Origin of the sequence: Enterococcus sp. UD-01 (genome assembly GCF_044909655.1) — a bacterium.
Lineage (GTDB): Bacteria > Bacillota > Bacilli > Lactobacillales > Enterococcaceae > Enterococcus_L.
The window spans coordinates 186,799-206,900 of record NZ_JBIYEU010000004.1 but is presented as its reverse complement, the minus strand read 5'-3'; the positions used below and the strand labels follow the sequence as shown (position 1 = coordinate 206,900).

Annotated in this window: 17 protein-coding genes; 13 read left to right on the top strand and 4 right to left on the bottom strand. The window is 38.0% G+C overall.

Features of this window, described 5'->3' with window-relative positions; genetic code table 11:
• The first annotated feature begins 147 nt into the window (after positions 1–147).
• The 7 genes from acpS to lepB all read left to right on the top strand — a co-directional run bounded on the left by acpS (position 148) and on the right by lepB (position 6,010).
• On the top strand, positions 148–501 hold the full coding sequence (acpS, locus tag ABH902_RS05820) for a holo-ACP synthase (protein ID WP_404589606.1): 354 nt from the start codon (positions 148–150) through the stop codon (positions 499–501).
• 146 nt (positions 502–647) lie between these two features.
• On the top strand, positions 648–1,766 hold the full coding sequence (gene alr, locus ABH902_RS05815) for an alanine racemase (RefSeq protein WP_404589605.1): 1,119 nt from the start codon (positions 648–650) through the stop codon (positions 1,764–1,766).
• A gap of 15 nt (positions 1,767–1,781) precedes the next feature.
• Positions 1,782–2,159 (top strand): type II toxin-antitoxin system PemK/MazF family toxin, encoded by a 378-nt coding sequence (locus ABH902_RS05810; protein ID WP_404589604.1) that lies wholly within the window; start codon positions 1,782–1,784, stop codon positions 2,157–2,159.
• A 353-nt stretch (positions 2,160–2,512) separates the two neighbouring features.
• Positions 2,513–3,214 (top strand): hypothetical protein, encoded by a 702-nt coding sequence (locus tag ABH902_RS05805; protein WP_404589603.1) that lies wholly within the window; start codon positions 2,513–2,515, stop codon positions 3,212–3,214.
• 27 nt (positions 3,215–3,241) lie between these two features.
• Complete coding sequence (locus ABH902_RS05800; RefSeq protein ID WP_404589602.1) at positions 3,242–4,576, top strand: hypothetical protein; 1,335 nt, start codon at positions 3,242–3,244, stop codon at positions 4,574–4,576.
• A 43-nt stretch (positions 4,577–4,619) separates the two neighbouring features.
• Complete coding sequence (locus ABH902_RS05795; RefSeq protein WP_404589601.1) at positions 4,620–4,973, top strand: LysM peptidoglycan-binding domain-containing protein; 354 nt, start codon at positions 4,620–4,622, stop codon at positions 4,971–4,973.
• Positions 4,974–5,182: 209 nt separating this feature from the next.
• Positions 5,183–6,010 (top strand): signal peptidase I, encoded by an 828-nt coding sequence (lepB, locus tag ABH902_RS05790; RefSeq protein ID WP_404589600.1) that lies wholly within the window; start codon positions 5,183–5,185, stop codon positions 6,008–6,010.
• Between the two features lie 214 nt (positions 6,011–6,224).
• Here the strand turns inward: lepB and ABH902_RS05785 are convergent, their stop codons facing one another.
• On the bottom strand, positions 6,225–7,703 hold the full coding sequence (locus tag ABH902_RS05785; RefSeq protein WP_404589599.1) for a helix-turn-helix domain-containing protein: 1,479 nt from the start codon (positions 7,701–7,703) through the stop codon (positions 6,225–6,227).
• Between the two features lie 188 nt (positions 7,704–7,891).
• Here ABH902_RS05785 and ABH902_RS05780 point away from each other — a divergent pair, with 188 nt between their 5' ends.
• From ABH902_RS05780 to ABH902_RS05755, 6 genes are all read left to right on the top strand, one after another.
• Positions 7,892–9,235 carry an FAD-dependent oxidoreductase gene (locus tag ABH902_RS05780; protein ID WP_404589598.1) on the top strand — a complete coding sequence of 448 codons (1,344 nt, stop codon included), beginning with the start codon at positions 7,892–7,894 and terminating at the stop codon, positions 9,233–9,235.
• A 110-nt stretch (positions 9,236–9,345) separates the two neighbouring features.
• Positions 9,346–9,573 (top strand): hypothetical protein, encoded by a 228-nt coding sequence (locus ABH902_RS05775; RefSeq protein WP_404589597.1) that lies wholly within the window; start codon positions 9,346–9,348, stop codon positions 9,571–9,573.
• 180 nt (positions 9,574–9,753) lie between these two features.
• Positions 9,754–12,453, top strand: coding sequence for a YhgE/Pip family protein (locus ABH902_RS05770; RefSeq protein WP_404589596.1), 2,700 nt, complete (start codon positions 9,754–9,756; stop codon positions 12,451–12,453).
• A 207-nt stretch (positions 12,454–12,660) separates the two neighbouring features.
• Positions 12,661–13,827 (top strand): cation diffusion facilitator family transporter, encoded by a 1,167-nt coding sequence (locus ABH902_RS05765; RefSeq protein WP_404589595.1) that lies wholly within the window; start codon positions 12,661–12,663, stop codon positions 13,825–13,827.
• 118 nt (positions 13,828–13,945) lie between these two features.
• On the top strand, positions 13,946–15,610 hold the full coding sequence (locus tag ABH902_RS05760) for a DNA mismatch repair protein MutS (protein ID WP_404589594.1): 1,665 nt from the start codon (positions 13,946–13,948) through the stop codon (positions 15,608–15,610).
• A gap of 308 nt (positions 15,611–15,918) precedes the next feature.
• A complete protein-coding gene (locus ABH902_RS05755; RefSeq protein WP_404589593.1) occupies positions 15,919–17,742 on the top strand; it encodes an APC family permease in 1,824 nt (607 codons plus the stop codon).
• A 120-nt stretch (positions 17,743–17,862) separates the two neighbouring features.
• On the opposite strand, the gene ABH902_RS05750 is transcribed toward ABH902_RS05755, so the two are convergent.
• The 3 genes from ABH902_RS05750 to ABH902_RS05740 are packed head-to-tail and all read right to left on the bottom strand — an operon-like array spanning position 17,863 to position 20,101.
• A complete protein-coding gene (locus tag ABH902_RS05750) occupies positions 17,863–18,534 on the bottom strand; it encodes an ABC transporter permease (RefSeq protein ID WP_404589592.1) in 672 nt (223 codons plus the stop codon).
• A complete protein-coding gene (locus tag ABH902_RS05745; protein WP_404589591.1) occupies positions 18,534–19,466 on the bottom strand; it encodes an osmoprotectant ABC transporter substrate-binding protein in 933 nt (310 codons plus the stop codon). Before ABH902_RS05745 ends, ABH902_RS05750 begins: the two co-directional genes overlap by 1 nt.
• Positions 19,466–20,101 (bottom strand): ABC transporter permease, encoded by a 636-nt coding sequence (locus tag ABH902_RS05740; protein ID WP_404589590.1) that lies wholly within the window; start codon positions 20,099–20,101, stop codon positions 19,466–19,468. The genes ABH902_RS05745 and ABH902_RS05740 overlap by 1 nt, the downstream gene beginning before the upstream one ends.
• Between the last annotated feature and the right edge of the window lies 1 nt (position 20,102).

Below are 20,102 nucleotides of genomic sequence, written 5' to 3'. Positions count from 1 at the left end.
ATTTATTCTATTTTTAAAAGGTGTAATAAAGCTTTCAGCTTTGCTACACCTTCTTTTATTAATTTTTTGCATTATTTAAGTGGAAAATTTGGTAAAATTTGTTAGAATAAGAGTAATTTATAAAATAAAAAAAGAGGATTTACAAGGATGATAAAAGGAATTGGTATAGATATTGTGGATCTTTCAAGAATCGAAAAAATTATTGCGAGCAAGCCCTCTTTTGTTACCAGAGTATTAACGAAAGCTGAACATACGATCTTTCAAGCGCTGCCTCATAAACGGCAAGTAGAGTTTTTAGCAGGGCGTTTTGCCTGTAAAGAAGCTTTCTCAAAAGCTTGGGGCACGGGGATCGGTAGTGTAGGACTTCAGGACATAGAAGTGCTGAAAGAAGCAAACGGCGCTCCTAAGATAACAAAATCACCGTATGATGGTCATGTGTTTGTATCTATCTCACATACCGATACAATGGCTGTTGCTCAAATTGTTTTATCGACGGATTGATGGAATTCATACTTAATTAAAACCAGCCGTAGAGAAGAAGCGTAAGGAGACATATTCATGTCCTGATTCGTTAAACATGACTTTTTTTCGATCGTTATGGGTAACTATAGGACAGACGTGCTGTTTTAAAAGAAAGAAGGATACATATGACTGTAGGCTGGCATCGTCCCACCAAGCTGATAATTGACACACAGGCAATCACTGAAAATGTTTTAAATGAAGTAAAACGACTTCCCGAAGAAACGGAGCTTTTCGCTGTTGTGAAGGCAAACGGATATGGTCATGGGGCTGTACCCACGGCTAAAGCAGCCATTAAAGGCGGAGCTACTGGTTTTTGCGTCGCCCTATTGGATGAAGCGATTGAATTGCGAGAAGCAGGGATTAAAGGTCCAATCTTAATTCTAGGTGTTGTAGATGTTTCTTACATAGACCTTTTAGTAAAATATGATTTATCTGTAACAGTGACTAGTCAGGAGTGGCTGGAGCAAGCAGTGAATCAATTAGAACAGTTAGAAAACGTTCAACCGTTAAAAATACATATAAAAGTTGATACAGGCATGGGCAGAATTGGTTTTAAAACTGTTCATGAAACAAAAAAAGCTGTTGAATTGGTACAATTGTCAGAACAAATGATTTGGGAAGGAATTTTTACACATTTTTCGACAGCGGATAAAAAAGACCAGGCATACTTTAACAAACAAAATCAACGCTTTCAGAACGTGTTGACTGAATTGGCTGAGCTGCCGCGCTATGTTCATGTCAGCAACAGTGCGACTGCTTTGTGGCATCCGGAAAATGCCGGAAATATGATTCGTTTTGGGATTGCGATGTATGGCTTGAACCCATCAGGTCACGAATTAGAAGCAAGCTATCCTTTGAAACCGGCACTAAGCCTCGTTTCTGAATTAATTCACGTAAAAGAACTTTCTGCCAATGAAGGAATCGGCTATGGAAAAACCTATACAACTTCTAAAAATGAATGGATCGGTACCATACCAATCGGGTATGCGGATGGCTGGCTGCGACATTTACAAGGCTTTTCAGTACTGGTGGATGGAAAAGAATGTGAAATTGTCGGAAGAATTTGTATGGATCAATGTATGATCCGGCTGCCAGAGCAAAAAACAGCGGGCACGAAAGTAACCTTAATCGGGAAAAATGGCGATAAAGAAATCACTATGCAAGATGTAGCAGATAAGCTGGACACTATTCATTATGAAGTGGCTTGTACTTTTTCTGAACGGATACCAAGAGAATACAGATAGAATAGGAGGTTTCAAATGGTCAAAAGGGGTGACATATATTTTGCTGACTTATCCCCTGTTGTAGGCTCTGAACAAGGGGGAGTACGTCCAGTACTTGTCATACAAAATAATTTAGGTAATCATTTTAGTCCAACCATCATCGTAGCTGCGATTACTGCAAAGATGGCGAAACCAAAACTACCAACACATATTGGCATTAATTCCGAAGAAACTGGGATTGAAAGAGATTCGGTCATTTTATTGGAACAAATTAGAACAATCGATAAAGTCCGTTTAAAGGAGAAAGTCTGCCATTTGAGTGTCGAAATCATGGATTCTGTTGATCGAGCATTAGGAGTGAGTGTAGGAATTCATGAAGTAGAAGTAGAAGAAAATCTTGGTACATATCACTAAGAAGATAAAAATGAATGAGAAAATAGCTGATTTTTTGATAAATAAAACAAAATAAATTTTCGGTTGAAAAGACGGATAAAGCGGGGATTCCCGCTTTTTTTTTGTTTTCTCAAAGGTGAATTAACTTTTTTTCTATATTTTTAATAAAATAGAAATTTGTTTTGTCTTTTAAAAAAGATATTTTATATAAAGAGTTGTTTTTATTTATTTATGTCTGATTTTTCAAAAAAAAGTTGGCAATATTATTACGTAATGTTACAATAAAATGTGAATAATTGGGTGCGGAACGGAATAACTTTCGAAAAAAATCGAATCTTGGTTTTTTTATTAATAAATAAAGGAGTTTATATTTAATGATGCTTTTCATGTTTCTATTACTAGCTTTACTGTTTCTGTTTTTGAGCTATCAGCTGTACATCCGCTTTCAATTAGAGAGCTTAGATTCTGATAGTCCTAAAATGAAACGTAAAATCAATTTTTATAAATATCAGGAAAACAATCGTTCCTTGCTGTTTTTGATGATTGCAGCCATTATTTTTTGTTTGATTTTATTGGGAATGTTGTATGCACAGGATACATTGAGAAAAAACAATAAGGAGTTAGAAATAAGAATAAATGAATTAACTGAAAAAAGAGACAGTACTGCCGCTCTTAAAATAGAAAGCTATAAAGCGAATGCTTTAAAGCTTTCTGATTTTCCTTGGGAAAAGGTTGTAAAGAGCAGAGATGCGCAAGCCTTGGACAATTTTGAACTACAGCTTATAAGAGATTGGCAGCCTTTTTTTGGAGAATCCAATATAGCGATTGCAGTAGGACAAAAAAGCCAAACAATTACACTATCGGTTTTTCCCACAACATTAGCGTTTAAGGATTATCAAACAGCAGAAAAAAACGTTGAGAAATTTATTGAGGAACTGCAATCCGTAAAAGAGCTGACAATGATTGATTTTAATTTTACATATCGAACGAAAGCAAACAAGCTGTCCAAGCAATCGATTGTTTATTCGAAAAATTCTAAAGAAGAAGACCTAACCAAAGTAGCATTAGAAAACTAAGAAACAGACAGAATGAGGTGTAGACATATGGCAAAAAGACGATTGATTAAAAAAATTAATGAAGTTTCTGAAGAGGACTTACTTCAAGAGCTTGATCTTGCTCCTGACCATCCGCAAAATATCACTACAAATAACAGCAGATTGGTTGCTGAACAGGAACAGGAAATTAAACGACTAAGAGAATTACTTGAAGAATATCGAATGCAGGAAGCCGATTTTAAACAGCAGAAAGAAGAAAACTTCCGCTTAACGCAGCAAAATAAGCAGCTGCAGCTGAAAATAGAGAATTTTCAAGAAGAGCTTGCCGATTTTAAGGAAGAAAATAATCATCTATCCACTCAATTAACGCAGAAAGAAACAGAAATCCTTGCGTTGGAAACAACGACTGTTGACCGTGATGAAGTGGAACGATTAAAACAAGAAGTTGATAGTCTGAAAAATGCACAGGTGCTGTCAAATGAGCAAATAACGCATTTAGAAACAGCACTTAGAGAAAAAGAGCAAGCACTAGCAACAAAAATTGCAGACAAAGAAGCGGAAATTCAACAGTTACAGGAGCAATTAGTGGTTCAAGGAACAATCGGAGAAAAACAAGAAGCATTGGAGACGGTAAAAATGGAATTAAGATCATTAAATGAGGAACTTCAAAATACAGATAAAGAAAATCAAGAATTAACGGACAAACTTGCAGAACTACAAGCACAAATTCAACAGCTGCAGCAAGAAAACCAAGCATTAAAGGAAAAAGAATTAAATCTTACAGCGACTACAAATGCTTCTGTTGATAACAGTCGTGTAGATGAACTGAAGCAAGAGCTGCAAAATGTTTTAAAAGAAAAAAGTGAATTAGAAACAACTTTAGGACGGATTCAAGGCTTAAACGATAGATATTCCGTTCAAAAAGATGTCTTCGAATCTGAATTAGCCGCTTTAAGAGAAAGCTATAAAGAAAAAGAAGACGAATTAGCCAGCTTGAATGCGGAAATGGAAACGATGCGTAACATGTCGGCAAGCGGTGAAGTTAAAGGTGAACAATTAGCCGAATTACTGCAAGCCAAGCAGCAAATCAACGATTTATTATTGAAAAATCAATCACTGCAGGAAGAAGCTTTAAAATCACAGCAGGAAATCGGAGAAGTTATGGTTTCTGCGAAAAAAGAAGCGAATCGTATTGTTAGTGAGGCCCAAGTGGAAGCAAAACACATGATCAATTCCGCTGAACTTGAAATGCTGAATATCGGCAACCGCGCGAAAAATATCTCAAACGAAGTGGAAGAGTCTAAAAATGAAGTATTGTCTATTTATCGTGAATTAGAAGAACGTTTAAGTAAACTATCACGATTGGATAAAACGGGAAAATAAAGAGAGTAAGAAAGAATGAAATGAAAATGAAGGGAAACACAAGATGAAAAAGCAAGGAACATCGACTTATAACGTGTTGGTTTTGACATTGTTTTTATTGCTGGCTGCGGGGGGAGGCTTTTTATCAGCTTCTAAAGCGTTAAGCGCTTCTCTTGGCGAAAATATTTCTGCACCAACTTTTGACTCAGCAGCAGCTTCCGAACGATCAAACACCGCAGCTGCGGAACAAGTGCCTTCTACAGAAGAGCAAGTGGTTAAACAAACCTATATTGTGGAAGCCAGGCAAACCTTATGGGAAATTGCTCAAGAAAAAGGTGTAACCGTTCAAACCTTAATGAAGGTCAATGGATTAAGCAGTAGTCTAATTATTGAAGGCCAAGAACTTGTTATACAGTAAATAAAAGTGAGTTGGGATAAAACTAAAAATAGTTTTGTCCCGCTTTTTTTACAAATAAATGTTTGCTGGTCAAAAAAATGAAGACACGGTATTTTGTAAAATTCATTTGCTCTAGTCTTAAGGAAATGGATTATCAGAGTTTATGTGGAAAAATGATCGACAGTCTGTTATGCTTAATTAAGAGTGTTTTGGTATAATTGAGGTGGAACATGAATAAAATAAAAAGAGTTGAACAAAAAAAAAGAAAACCCCGACAAAAGAAACCGATCGAAAATAAACGCTACGAAGATGAATCGTTTGATCAAATAGAGATCGATAGAAAAAGAAATCGTCGAAAAAAACGTGTAAAAACAGCTGATGAACCGCTGAAGAAACGCCCAAAAGTGGCAGAGCAAGAGAGAAAGAATCAGCCTAGGCGTAAAAAGAATAAAAAAAGACGGCTGACTAAACAAGAGCTCCAGCAATTAAAAAAGAAAAAAAGAAAAGAAAATATTATCGAAATCATTAAATTCATACTGCCTATCATCGTATTTGCAGCTTTAGTCTTTGTCTTTATTTTGAATACTTCGCCTCACATGGTTGACGGTAACTCTATGAAGCCGACGTTACTGGACGGTGAGCGTGTCATTGTACGACGGACCAAACAGCCGCAGCGCTATGAGATTATTACGTTTCAGCCTCCTGTTGACAGTGAATTTCAATATGTAAAGCGTGTGATTGGTATGCCAGGAGATATGATCTGGACGGAAGGCAGCGATTTATTTATAAATCCACAGGCTAAGACCTTGCCGAAACTTTCCGAGAACTCGGCAGCCAAAGAACTGCCGGATGGTACGATTAAGATAAACCTGACCGAGGAAAGTCTAGAGCAGCTGTCACAATTTAAAAAAATACCTAAAGGTTATTACTTTGTGCTAGGAGATAACCGCGATAATTCCAGCGACAGCCGTAGCTTTGGTTTAGTTACAGGTAACGCCATAGAAGGGGTTGTGTCTTTCCGATATACACCATTTAGTCGAATAGGCTGGATAAAATAAAAAAAGATATGTCTCATATCTTTTTTTATTTTGCCTTTTTTTCTAAAAAACAAAAGAAGTTCGATTTTTTAATAGATAAAAAAATTATTGCTTAGGTAAATTTTTTATAAATAACCAAATATTCTCATTAAATTTCGCTGATAGAAAGAAAAAAGAGAAAATCAGGTCAAGTTCTCTGTTATAATCTCAATGTGTATACATGAATGCGCCAGCTTTATCTGGTACCGATCAATTGAATAATTAGTTTCTCGATTTCGGCCATGTCATAGCTATTGCCAATATCTGAAAAGATATAGATAAGATCTTGCTTTTCCCCTGTTTCGCGATAAATATTCGACAATACTATATCATAGTGACTATCTTCTTTATAGGCCTCTGCTTTAATCGGGTATTTGTGACCTAAAATATTGGTAAGGTGTTGGATAACCAAATCGCCAATAAAAGGATTAAGCGAGTGATAGACACCAATTGAAATCTTTTCTTCATTTAATTCAGCAATATGATTCAAAATAATTGTATAGTGTATCTCGGTAAATTTATTTTTAAAGTTGCCTTTTTCGCCATCTTGATCGAATTTTTTGGTCGCAATGTCCATCAGCTCAAAAACTTCATTACCGGAAAAAGGATGACGGTGAGCGTGGATAATTGATTTAATCGTCCAATTATCAAACGGTAAAATAAAGCCGTCAAAGTAATACAATTGTGAATGCAGCTGAAATAATAAGTTTTCAATATAAAGCAAACGAGTGGAAGAAGCATAGCTCGACAAATAGCCCTGCTGCTTTAGATATTTTAAAATCACCTTGTTCATATAGTTAAGATAAGAACTTTCTTGTCGCTGTTTTTCAGCCAAACGAAAAGCAAATGCAGAATTGGGTGAAAAATTATTCAATGAGCAAAAGAAATCGTAAAACATATAAGCTTCGTAAATAGTATATGGACGGTCAATTTTTTTCATATATGTATGTAAAGCTAAATTAATTTCTTCAAATAGCGGACGATCAGGATAATCATAATTTGGGCTGATGACAGGACTGTATTCAGTTGTCATGCGCCGAAACGATATTTTCATCCAAAGTTTGATTTGCAGAACTTCAGTGGGATCAAAGGTCAAATTAAGCGAATCTTTCAAAATATCTACAAAGCCAAGATACTGATTCGCCGTTTCTTTTTCCAAAGCAGATTTGTCTTCAAAAAGAAACCAAAAGAAACTAAAGAAAAAATAGCGGATTTGTTTTTCTTCACCTACTAATTTTCCTCGCTTAATTTGCAGTCGAAATTCTTTTAGTAATTCATTTAATTCTGTAATTTTACGATAATACGTAGCTGAACTAATTGCGTACGTCAGCTGAAAATAATCACAACTTAATTCTCCTTTAGAAAATAGTTTATTAACCATCTGAAATTTAATTGATTTATCTAAAAAAAGCACAACCACTTCCTTTAGCGGGAAAGTTGGCTTTTTTTTCAAGGAAATATTTTCACCCTGCATGGTGATTACTACTTGGTCATCTATTTTATTTTCTTCAAGAAAGGTTTGCAAGAAAGATAAATATTCATTTAAGGTCGGTAAGCTAATTTGAAATGCGCTGACCAACTCATTTTTTGTTGCCCTGCCTTGATTGTTGTATAAAAATAATAAAATATCATTCATATAATCGTAAGGCTTTTCTAAAAAATCTCGTTTTAGCATAATAGACACCTCACTTTAAGAATACTTTATTCGTCATGAAATGGCAATACGCAAGTTATAAAAAGAAATTTAGTAGCTATTATTATTTTAAAAAAAGTTAATTTTATATATAATGAAACGGAGCGCTATTAATTATTTTATATTTATACAACTTGATTATTTGATAGACCGAAGGGAGAATCACCTTAGTGAACGTAGTAATTATTGGCGCCTCGCATGGAGGATTGCAGGCAGCTTTAACCATAAAGAAGTTAGACCCAACGACAAAGGTCACCTTGATCGACAAACGAAGTGAGCTTAGCTTTGTATCAAGCGGTGTTATTTTGTATATGAATCAGCTTGTTGATGAATTAAATAACGTGAGATATCTTACGCTGGAAGAGTTATTAAAAGAAGGAATCGATGTTGTTTTACAAGCCAATGTAACAAAAGTGAATCCAGAAAATAAAACAATTACCTATGAAGATAATCAGCGCGCTCAATTTGAGGTAGGCTATGATAAATTAATTATAGCAACCGGCTCAAATCAATTTTCAACAAATATGTCTTTACCGGAAAAAGAGAAAGTTACTGTCTTTAAGAGTTATGCTAGTTCCATGGAAGTCTTAGCGCGTGTGGAGCATTCAGACATTATTTCTATTATTGGCGGCGGCTATATCGGTGTTGAGCTATGTGATGCATTAAAATTTCAAAATAAAGAAGTTCATTTAATCGAAAGTGCAGATGCTATTTTATTTCGCTATGTGGATAAAGAAATTTCTTCTATTATTGAACGGAAAATCAGAGAAGCCGGCGTAATTCTACATCTGAATGAAAATGTCATCGGTTTTACCGATACGGATAAAGACTTGTTCATAACGGAAACAAGCAACCAGAAGATTCCAAATCATTACGCCATCATTGCCGTGAATGCTCGTCCGGATACTACCTTGGTCAAAGACTTTTTAGATTTGCATCCTAACGGCACGATTCGTGTGAATGAACAGATGCAGACAAGCAATCCGGATATTTATGCGATTGGAGATGTGATTTCTTATCCAGTTTGCAATAGTCAGCACAAAGCCTTTATTCCATTAGTGAACAACGTTGTACGCAGTGCTACGGTAGCTGCGATGAATATTCTTGGCAATCAGATGAACTACCAAATGACGCAAAAAACAACAGCAACTAAAATTTTTGGTTACTATATCGCTAGTACAGGCTTGACGGAAGAAGGGGCCAAGTATGAAGGGCTGGACGCGGAAAGTATCTTTTTAACGCTGCCCTACAAACTGCCTTATCTCGAACAGCAAGAAGAAGTGCATATCAAACTGGTTATTGAAAAAGGCAGTCACAAATTAATCGGCGGGCAACTAATGTCGGAAAAAGATATAACTCAATCGGTTAATACGTTATCTTTGGCGATCGATAAAGCGGTGACGCTGGAAGAGTTAGTCACGATGGACTTTTATTTCAATCCGGCTATTAATCAGCCAATGGATATTATCAGTCGGGCTGCGTACGAATTTATGCTGAGAAAACACAAAAAATAAATAAAGTCACATTGCCTGAAAAAAGTTGCTTGAGCGCTCAAAAAAGCAAATTACTACTACTTCTTGTTATTTAAGCTTATAATAGAAGAAAATTCTTGGGAGGCAAGAGAATGAAAGCCGAAGAAAAACAATTTTATGATTTCATTATGGAACGTACAAAACCGGATCACAAAGAGGACATGAAACGTTTGGTCGCTGAACTATTGGAAAGAAGAGCGACTGGAAAGCTGGATAAGATGTACCTGATGGGCGTGGTGCCTAGAGCGCTTTCTTATTTGAATCCAGATTCTGTCAATGAAGTCAAAAAAGTAGTGACTGATTTTTCAGCAAAATTATAAAAAATCAAAGACAAGCTGATTCATTCGGATGAGTTTGTCTTTTTTTAGGTTGAGAGAAAAAAGCATACGACAATTTCAAAAACCTGTCGTAGAAATGGACAAAAATAGGCTTTTACACTTGGTATTGCCAAAAAAATTATGCTAAAGTAGATCAGTCATTAAAAAGAATGGGTGAGCAGGATGAAACATATAAAGAATACATTGAACTTATTTAAGTTAGATTGGCAACGCATTTTTAAAAACCCGATCGCCACATTATTGATTATTGCACTGATGGTTATTCCGTCACTTTATGCGTGGTTTAATATCAAAGCGTTGTGGGATCCTTACGCGAATACAGGCGAATTGCCGATCGCTGTTTACAGTGACGACAAAGCTGCTTCTTTTAAAGATGAAAAAGTCAATATTGGTGAAGAGGTACTGAAAAATCTTCATAAAAATAAACAGCTGGGCTGGAAATTTGTCGATTCAAAAGAGGAATTGGACAAAGGCGTTAAATCAGGAAAGTATTATGCCGGTATTTATTTGCCGCAGGATTTTTCCAAAGATTTACTGAGCTTTACGACAGGCGATATTACTAAACCCAAGATAGAGTACTCAATTAACGAGAAAATTAATGCAATTGCGCCTAAAATCACTTCTAAAGGGGCTTCTTCCTTACAGACACAAATCACTGAAGAGTTCATTAAAACAGCTAGCAGCACGCTGGTAGGGGTCTTTAATGAGATTGGCTATAATTTAGATTCTAATTTAGTCAGCATCACGAAAGTCAAAGAGATGATTTTAACGACGGATGAAAACATTGATGAAATTGATAAGTACACACAAGAGGTTGTCCAGCTGCATGAAAAAATGCCGGATTTAAAAAATAAGCTGGCAAAAGCTAATGAGTTTGCCGAATATTTGCCGCAAGTCGATGCCTTAGGTGCTAAGCTGGTAGAGCTAAACGGTAAAATGCCAACGGTGAAAGAACAAGCGAAGGTTATTTTAACGCTGCAGGAAAAAATTCCAGAAATTCAAAATGCCGGCAAGCAGCTGGCGATGATTGACGAGGACTTCGCTTCCGTGGAACAAACCATGTCAGAAGGAATTGAAGAAGCGAAGCAAGGCTTAACAATTATTCAAGGGGTCCAAACTGCACTGCCCGATATTCAAAAGCTGGGCGATCAGGCGGATCAGTTGGCGACAACTACAGCGCAGGGAGCACAAAAATTACAGGAGGCTTTACCGGGAATTACTTCCGGAGTCAAAGTCACACTGGAATCTATTCAAACGATTGGGTCCAATGTTTCTGCGATTGCCGGTCAAATCGAACAGCTCGTTGCAGATAACGAACTAACACCAGAAGAACGTGCTGCGCTGAAACAATTGCTGGCTCAATTTTCTGATAGTCTCGGTAAGCAGCAGGCGGCGATCACTCAATTAGTTGAGATGCTGACCAATATGCAAAATAGCGGGGAGGGTCAAGACCTGCAGCCACTTATTGATGAGCTGACGAATGTAAATACCCTAATCAGCAAGATCAAAGGACAAGTCGATAGTATTGATGTAGATACGATTTCTGTTGAACAATTAAAAGCATTATTGTTAGACATTCAAACAACTGCCAATACGATTTCCAAACTTGCCGGCAGTATTAACGTAGATCAGGTAGCAGCGAATATAAATGATATTTTAACCAAATTGCTTCAAACAATTTCGACGGCACAGGGCTTGCTTAGTCAAGCGAAAAAGGTGGATTTTGCTTCCTTACTGAACGCAACCGCTGGTACTGTATCAAATGCCATTGCGCTATTAGAAAAATATCAGGCGGAATTACCTGCTATCAAACAGGAAGTGCACGACGCCAATGTGCTATTAAATGGTCATATGGATACCATTGTGAACGGCATAAATAAAGGTGCCGATTTATACAACAATGAATTACCGGTTATAGAAGATAAGCTTGGTTTAGCAGCAGATTTTATTCAAAATGATTATCCCGGAATCCGCGACAATATTACCAATACATTGGATACGGTGAATGATAAGATGCCGACCCTTGAAGCAGCATTAGATAAAGCGAATGACCTTGTAAAAAATGACTGGCCCAATATCAAAACCGGCTTGCATAAAGCAGCGGACGCGATTCGTAAAGGGGAAAAGGACGTTGATTTAGGGGAGGTAATTAAACTCTTGAAGCTGGATGCGACAGCGGAAAGTGATTTCTTTACAAAACCGGTAGAAGTGTCTGAAAATCGGATTTATCCCATTGCCAATAATGGTTCAGCCAGTACACCGTTTTATACCGCTTTGTGTTTATGGGTAGGTGCGGTGTTGTTTTCAAGTATTGCCACGACTGATTATTATTTAGAAGCAAAAGATCGCGGCAAATTCTCAAAACGGGAACAATTCTCTGCCAGAATGTTGACATTCTTAGTCATGGGCTTGGCTCAAGCCTTGATTGTTACGCTGGGGAATTATTTCCTATTAGGTGTTGACGTGAGACAGCCCGTGTATAGTGTCTTATTTGCTCTATTGATTGCCCTTGCGTTTATGATGATGGTTTATGTGCTGGTCGCACTGTTTGGAAATGTCGGTAAAGGGATTGCGATTATTATCTTGGTGCTGTCTATTTCAGGCGGCGGCGGAAACTATCCAATTCAAGTCTCCGGCAAATTCTTCCAGTTCATCAATCCGTTTTTACCGTTTACGCATGCGGTGAACTTATTACGTGAGTCAGCGGGCGGCATTTATTGGCCAAATGCGTGGAAAGCCATAATTATTTTAGTGATTATAGCGATTGTTTTTGGTGTGTTAGGTGTAATTTTCTACCCAAGCATCGAAGAAAAAACGAAAAAGCTGGCGAAGGTTTCGCATGAAAGTCATATTTTCCATTAAAAAGCCTAAAAAAGACGACCGCTTGTTGGTCGCCTTTTTTTGTTTTTTTTCAAGGCACCCCTAATAAAATTTAAAGTAGCTGCTTGAAATGGCTTTGGGGTTTTCTAAAAAATAAGAAGTCACTAAAAATTAGTCACTTTTTACTATACAAATGAGCAAAAAAATTTTATAGTCTTAAGATATGCTGAAAACAAGGTAGGGATAAAGATGATAAATTTTTTGATTAATCAATTTGAAAAAAGAAAACGAAAAAGTTCGGATATACGTACAGCGTTTGGGGTATTTGCCGGAGTCATAGGTTTATTGTCGAATCTGCTGCTGTTTGTCGGTAAGCTGTTAATTGGGTTACTTTCAGGCAGTGTATCCATCATGGCAGAAGCGATGAATAATTTGTCGGATACGGTGTCTTCCGTTTTAACGCTGGTTGGTTTTTATATTTCCGGCAAGCCGGCGGATAAAGAACATCCTTACGGACACGAACGCTTTGAATATATTAGTGGGATGCTGGTTTCATTGATGATTACGTTTGTAGGCTTTCAGTTTTTAATGACCTCTATTGAGCGAATCAGAGAGCCGCAAACGATTAAGGTAACGCCGGTAGTTTTGATTGTGTTGCTGTTATCTGTTTTAATTAAAATTTGGCAGGGCTTTTTTTATCAGCGAGTGGCGAAAAAGATTAATTCTAATACGCTGTTTGCTGCTTCTAAAGATAGCTTGATTGATGTTTATACCACAATTACCGTGTTGATTTCATCAGCTATTGAAGGTTTTACCGGAGTGCAAATTGACGGTTTTGTTGGTTTGCTGATGGCCGGCTACATTATTTTCAGTGGATTACAGCTGATTCGGGGCTTTGTGGACGAGCTGATGGGGCTAAGACCGGATCAAAATGAAATTGATAAAATGAAAGCTTACTTGTCTGCTTTTCCTGAAATTGTTGGGTACCATGATCTCTTGATTCATCAATATGGCCCAAATAAGACCTTTGCTTCTGTTCATATTGAAATAGACGATCGCTGGGATTTAAATCGTGCGCACGAAATGATCGATCAGATTGAAAAAAAGTTTAAAGAACAATTATCGGTTGAACTAGTTTGCCACATTGATCCGGTCAATCTGCATGATCAGCTGCAGCAGTTTGTTCATTTAGAATTGAAAAAAATCATCAAGTCTATTGACGCTGATTTAAAGGCACATGATATACGTTTAGTTGAGCATGAGAAGCACTCGAGAATTCTTTTCGATTTGGTGGTGCCTAATAGCTTTAAAGGAACCGACCAAGAACTGAACTTCCGTATTCAAGAACAGGTTTACAGAAAAATTGGCGATTATCCAATTGAGGTGACCTTCGATCATACGTATCTCTTATCATAGAAAAGGCGCGGCTCACTGCTTGCGCCTTTTTTCTTTGCCCATTTGTTAAGAGAATAAAAGGCAGCTTGTAGCGCAGGGAGAAAAGTTCTATACTTGAATAAAAAAAGGAGCGAAGCAAATGGAATTACAGTTAGTGGTGATCGGTTTTATTCTTTTAATACTTCTTATTATTCTATTGATCGAAATCAAAACACGATTCGATATTAGAAAAAAAGTCAGACGACAATGGGGTTCTCTTCCGCACGGCCGTTTTGGTGATAAGGAAGAAAGCTTGAAGAATGCATGGCTGAAAGCCAAGGAATATCGTCATTATGACAGCGAAGTTGATGATATTACTTGGTATGATCTAGATCTTTTTGAAGTGTATCATTCATTAAATGCGACCTATTCCAGCGCTGGCTCTGAAGCGCTCTATCAACGTTTGCGGAATTATGATTTTTCTACTGAACAGCATCAACGTTTGGAAACCTTAATTGATTTTTATCAACAGAACCCTGAGCTTCGTGAAAAGCTGCAGTTTCAGTTTGCTTATTTAGGGAAGAAGGATAATAATCACGTAGAGAGCTATTTAACCGAAACCAGAAAACAAGAGTTGCCGCATATGAAATTGTACACGTTTCTTGGCAGCTTACCGTTAATAGCCTTAGGACTATTTTTAGTGTGGCCGACCTCGGCTTTTATAATACTATTGCTGGGTTCCGTTTTATTTAACGTTATTTATTATCTAATCAAAAAGGAAAAGCTGCAGCGTGAGTTAATCTGTATGGGCTATTTAGTTCAAACGGTTGCCTGTGCCAAAAAAATTGCAGCGATTCCGACGCCTTTTCAAGCAGAGCTTGTGGAAATTCTGAAGCCGTTAAAATCAATGCCGCGTTTTGGCGTTTCCTTTCGAATGAAAAGCAATACGGAAGCAGAGTTGCTATTTGACTATATTTCCATGGTGTTTATGCTGCCGTTTATTTCGTATAATTTTGTACTGGAAAAATTAGCAAAATATGAAACTCAAGCTAAAGCTCTGTGGCAGCTACTGGGTGAATTGGAAGTGGCGGCCGCTGTTCTGAATTTTCGACTGATTATGCCGGATACCAGTCAACCTGTTTTTTCTGAAGAGATTGCTGTAAAAGGCGAGGAGGTCTATCATCCTTTATTAACAACGCCGGTTCCTAATGAAGTAAACTGGCGACAAAACACCCTGGTAACAGGCTCGAATGCCTCCGGAAAATCTACTTACGTAAAAAGTGTCGCTATCAGCTGTATTCTTTCTGCCACTATTCATACCGCTTTGGCAACCGAGTTTCAGCTGCCCTATGGCCATATCTTAACCTCTATGGCGGTGGAGGATGACTTATTTGAAGGCGATAGCTATTTTGTGGCTGAAACCAAGTCAGTCAAGCGCGTGTTGGATTTAGCGCAAACTAATGTGCCATGTCTTTGCTTCATCGATGAGATTTTAAAAGGCACGAATACGATTGAGCGAATTGCAGCTTCCGCCAGTATTGTACACTGGTTGAATGATTATCCGTCGCTGGCATTTGTCGCCACCCATGACATTGAATTAACGGAAATTTTAAAAAACTCCTGTGCCAATGTGCACTTTGAAGAGCAAGTAACAGAGGAAAAAGGCGTGACGTTTGATTATTGTTTACGCCAAGGTCCTTCAACTACCCGCAACGCCATTCAACTGTTGAAGGTATTAAACTATCCGCAGCAAGTGGTGAACAATGCTCAAAACGAAGCGACGTATTTTGACCAGCATCGTACCTGGCAAATCTTCTCTGATTAACTAAAAAGCAGAAAGACAGTACTTCTTTTAACCGAGGAGGCTGTCTTTTTTTGTTATCTGACTATCAAAGTCGAATTATTTTTTTTGTAGGGAAAAGCTTGTTAGAATAAAGAAAATCAATTATCTAAAAATAAATTAAAGAAATAAAGTGAAGTAGCTAAATATTTAAAAAGTTTGATTGACAATTGCTGATTAAAAGCGTAGCATATGTGATTGTTTTAGAAAAAATTAAAGTAAAGGATCGTTAATTGTAAAATGTTTAGAAAAAGAAACGTTTATTCCGCGTTAAAAAAGGAGGAGACAGTGAAGTGGATTATCTAAAACGATTATTTATTGGGAAACCATTAAAATCCGCTGAAAACGATGAACAGAAATTGAGTCGCTTTCAAGCATTAGCATTATTATCATCGGATGCATTATCTTCAATTGCTTATGGAACTGAACAAATAGTTGTGGTATTGGTAACGTTATCCGCTGCAGCTATTTGGTATTCCTTGCCAATTGCCGCGTTTGTTATTATTTTACTTATTTCTTTAACGTTATCTTACCGGCAAATTATCCATGCCTATCCGCATGGCGGCGGGGCTTATGTGGTCAGCAGTGATAATTTAGGCAAAAATGCCGGCTTGATTGCCGGCGGCTCGTTGCTGGTGGATTACATGCTGACGGTTGCAGTCTCTGTTTCGGCTGGTGCTGAAGCGATTATTTCAGCGGTGCCGGCGCTTTATGGTCATCAGGTGGCTATTTCGATTACGATTGTTTTGTTGATCATGCTGATGAATTTACGTGGGTTAAGGGAGTCGGCCGGGTTTTTGATGTTCCCTGTGTACAGCTTTATTGCGGTTATTGCCTTATTAATTGTGACAGGGATGTTTAAAATTATTACAGGAGCCGTACCGATGCAGGCGACAGCCTTGCCGGGTGCTGTTGTACCGGGTATTTCAATTGCCTTGGTGCTGCGGGCTTTTTCTTCCGGCTCTTCCTCTTTAACCGGAGTGGAAGCGATCAGTAATGCAGTTCCTTTTTTCAAAAAACCTAGAGCAAAAAATGCGGCTGGTACGTTAGCGTTGATGGCATCAATTCTTGGTTTTTTCTTTGTGGGTATCACGTTTATCAATTACTGGTACGGGATCGTGCCGACAAAGGAGCTAACGGTTTTAGCTCAGATTGGGCAGGCTGTTTTTGGCCATAATATTTTGTATTATATTTTACAGTTTACTACAGCGTTAATTTTGGCAGTAGCGGCTAATACTGGCTTCTCTGCGTTTCCAGTGTTGGCCTATAGCTTAGCAAAAGATAAGTTTATGCCGCATATGTATATGGATCGCGGCGATCGCTTGGGTTATTCTAATGGGATTTTGACCTTGGCAGCGGGTTCGATTGTCTTGTTATTGATCTTTCAAGGCTCAACAGAACGCTTGATTCCCTTGTATTCGATCGGGGTATTTATACCATTTGCCTTATCTCAAACTGGGATGGTAATCAAATGGCGTAAGGAAACCCAAAAATGGTTGTCGAAATCGATCGCCAATATTGTTGGGGCCTTTATTTCTTACTCAATTATTGTCATTTTATTTGTTTATCGCTTAGGAGACATTTGGCCATTTTTCATCATTATGCCTGTGTTGATTTTTGTCTTTTACAGTATTCACGCGCATTATAAAAACGTTGCAGAAGAGCTGCGCTTAGAAAAAACTGCGGAAAAAGTCACATACGACGGCAATACAGTAATTGTTTTGGTGGGAAATGTTACCAGAGCTAACGTTGGCGCGATTAATTATGCGCGGTCTATCGGTGATTATGTGATTGCGATGCATGTATCGCTGGACGAAAATGTTGAAAAGGAACATGAAATTGAACAGGAATTCAAACAGCAGTTTCCTGATATTCGTTTTTCTATCGTACACTCATCTTATCGTTCTGTGACGAATCCGATTGTGCGCTATGTATCCTTGGTAAGTAAAAAATCTGCGGCACGCAATTACACCACGACAGTTCTAATTCCGCAGTTCGTTCCAAATCGTCGCTGGCAAAATATTTTGCATAACCAAACCAGCTTGCGTTTGCGTTTACGGCTATCCTGGCACGAAAATATCGTCGTTTCAACGTATAGCTATCATTTGAAGAAATAAGACAAGAGAGCGAGACAAAACTAAAACAGTTTTGTCTCGCTCTCGTTTTACGAATAAACGGCTGGTACAGAAGCAACTCCTTCGGAAATAAGAAGGAGTTGCTTCTGTACCAGCCTCTTGCTAATTCGCATGCTTGCGGGCGGGGTCGAGGCGACGTTCAATCATTCCTAAAACCCAGTCAGTAATAATCGCCATTAAAGCAGTTGGCAACGCACCTACTAAAATAATGGCCGTTCCATCTGTTGCATTGGTTCCGCGGATAATAATATCTCCTAAACCGCCGGCTCCGACAAAGGCACCGATGGCCGTAATTCCGATTGCAACCACAAGCGCATTTCTGATACCAGCCATAATGACTGAAACAGAAAGCGGTAGTTCCACCATGTAAAGCCGTTGCCAGTTGGTCATGCCCATACCTTTACCCACATCTAAAATGTTTTTATCCACTTGAATCATGCCGGTATACGAATTTTTAATAATCGGCAATAAGGAATAAAGAAAGACAGTCACAATGACGGTATTGACACCCAAGCCTAAGCCAAGCATTAAAATAGAAAGCATCGCTAAGGACGGAATCGTTTGAATTAAGTTGGCAATACTAATAATCCAGCCGGCCATTTTTCTTTTACGGGAAATTAAAATACCAATTGGAATACCGACAATAGCAGCAAAAAGTACGCCGTAAATCGAAATAAGAAAATGCTGAACGAACTGGCTTAAAACATAGCTGCCGTTTTGTTCAAAGTAATAGAAAAATTGTTGAATTAAATTCATTTCATGCAGATTTTGCATTATTGGTCGCCTCCTTTGTCTTCAAAGAAGTGATGCTCTTTTAAGAAATTTTGTGCGACCGTTTCCGGCTCCATTAAATCATTATCTGCTTGATAATTTAGCTTTTGCATTGTTTCAGTGGAAATTTTTCCGGAAAGCTTTTCCAACACGTCATTCAGCTCAGGATATTTCTTAAGAATAGCATCAGTAGCGACTGGACTGGCATCATATGGCGGGAAGAAGTGCAGATCATCTTCTAAAATAACTAAATTATAGCTGCCGATTCGCCCGTCTGTAGAATACCCTAAAACAACGTCCATTTTCTTGGCAGCAACAGCATCATACACAAGTCCGATCTGCATCGGGAAGACACGTTTAAAGTCAAAGCCATAGGTTTCAGTGAAACCTTTATAGCCGTCACCTTTACGATCGATCCATGAGGTGTCCACACCGGCGGTTAACTGATCAGCTACTTTTTTCAAATCACTGATTTTCTTTAAATTATATTTTTTAGCGGTTTCCTGCGTGACCATAAAGGCATAAGTATTAGCAAAGCCGTAAGATTTGAACCATTTTTGCTGGAATCTTTCTTCGAAACCATTTTGAACCGCAGCAAAGGCTTTTTTAGGATCTTTAATTGGCTCCATATTTAAGGTGGTTGTCAAATCCGTTCCTGTATAGCGAGCTGCTGAAATTTGTGCATCACCGTTCATCATTGCCTGATGATTGATGGTCGTTGTCGCTAAATTATTGATGATGGTCGTTTTTTCATCAGTATAATGCTCAATCATACCGGAAACTAGACTAGCTAAAATCTGCGCTTCAGACGTAATCCCGCCGGTAATCGCGATAGTGTTTTCATCAGCATTTGAAGCAAGACCAGGTAGGGAACAGCCAGCTAAAAGCACCATGCTGCTAAGCGCAACTAGCATTAGTTTTAATTTCTGTTTCATTATTCTGCCTCCTTTAGTGCTTTAGGAGTTAATTTTTTCTCTAGTAAGCCAAGTAATAAATCAGCCAACAGAGCTAACAGCGTGACAGGGATAGTACCTGCAAAAATCAAATCCGGCTGATAATTATTCAAGCCGCTGAAAATAAAATCACCTAATCCGCCTGCACCAATATAAGAGGCTAGGGTTGCCCAGGCAATCACATAGACTGCTGCTAAACGAATCCCGGCCATAATTGTTGGCATAGCAATCGGCAGCTCTACCATAAAAATTGATTCCATATTCGTCATGCCCATCCCTTTGGCTGCATCCTTGTAATTGCTGTCCACTCCTTTGATTCCGATATAAGTATTTCTTAATATTGGTAAAAGAGAATAGATAAATAAAGCAATAATTGCGGGAATTTTGCCGACACCAAAAATCGGAATCATCAACGCAAGTAAAGCAAGTGAAGGAACTGTTTGTAAGGCACTAGTAATCCCAATCACGATGGCTGCAGTTCTTTTCGTACGGGTTAATAAAACACCAATCGGTACCGCTAATAAAATCCCTAAAAGAAGAGCGACACCCGAAATAAAAATATGCTCGCCGATTTTGGTAATAAGCTCATTGCCTTTTTCCAATAGAAACTGATTCATT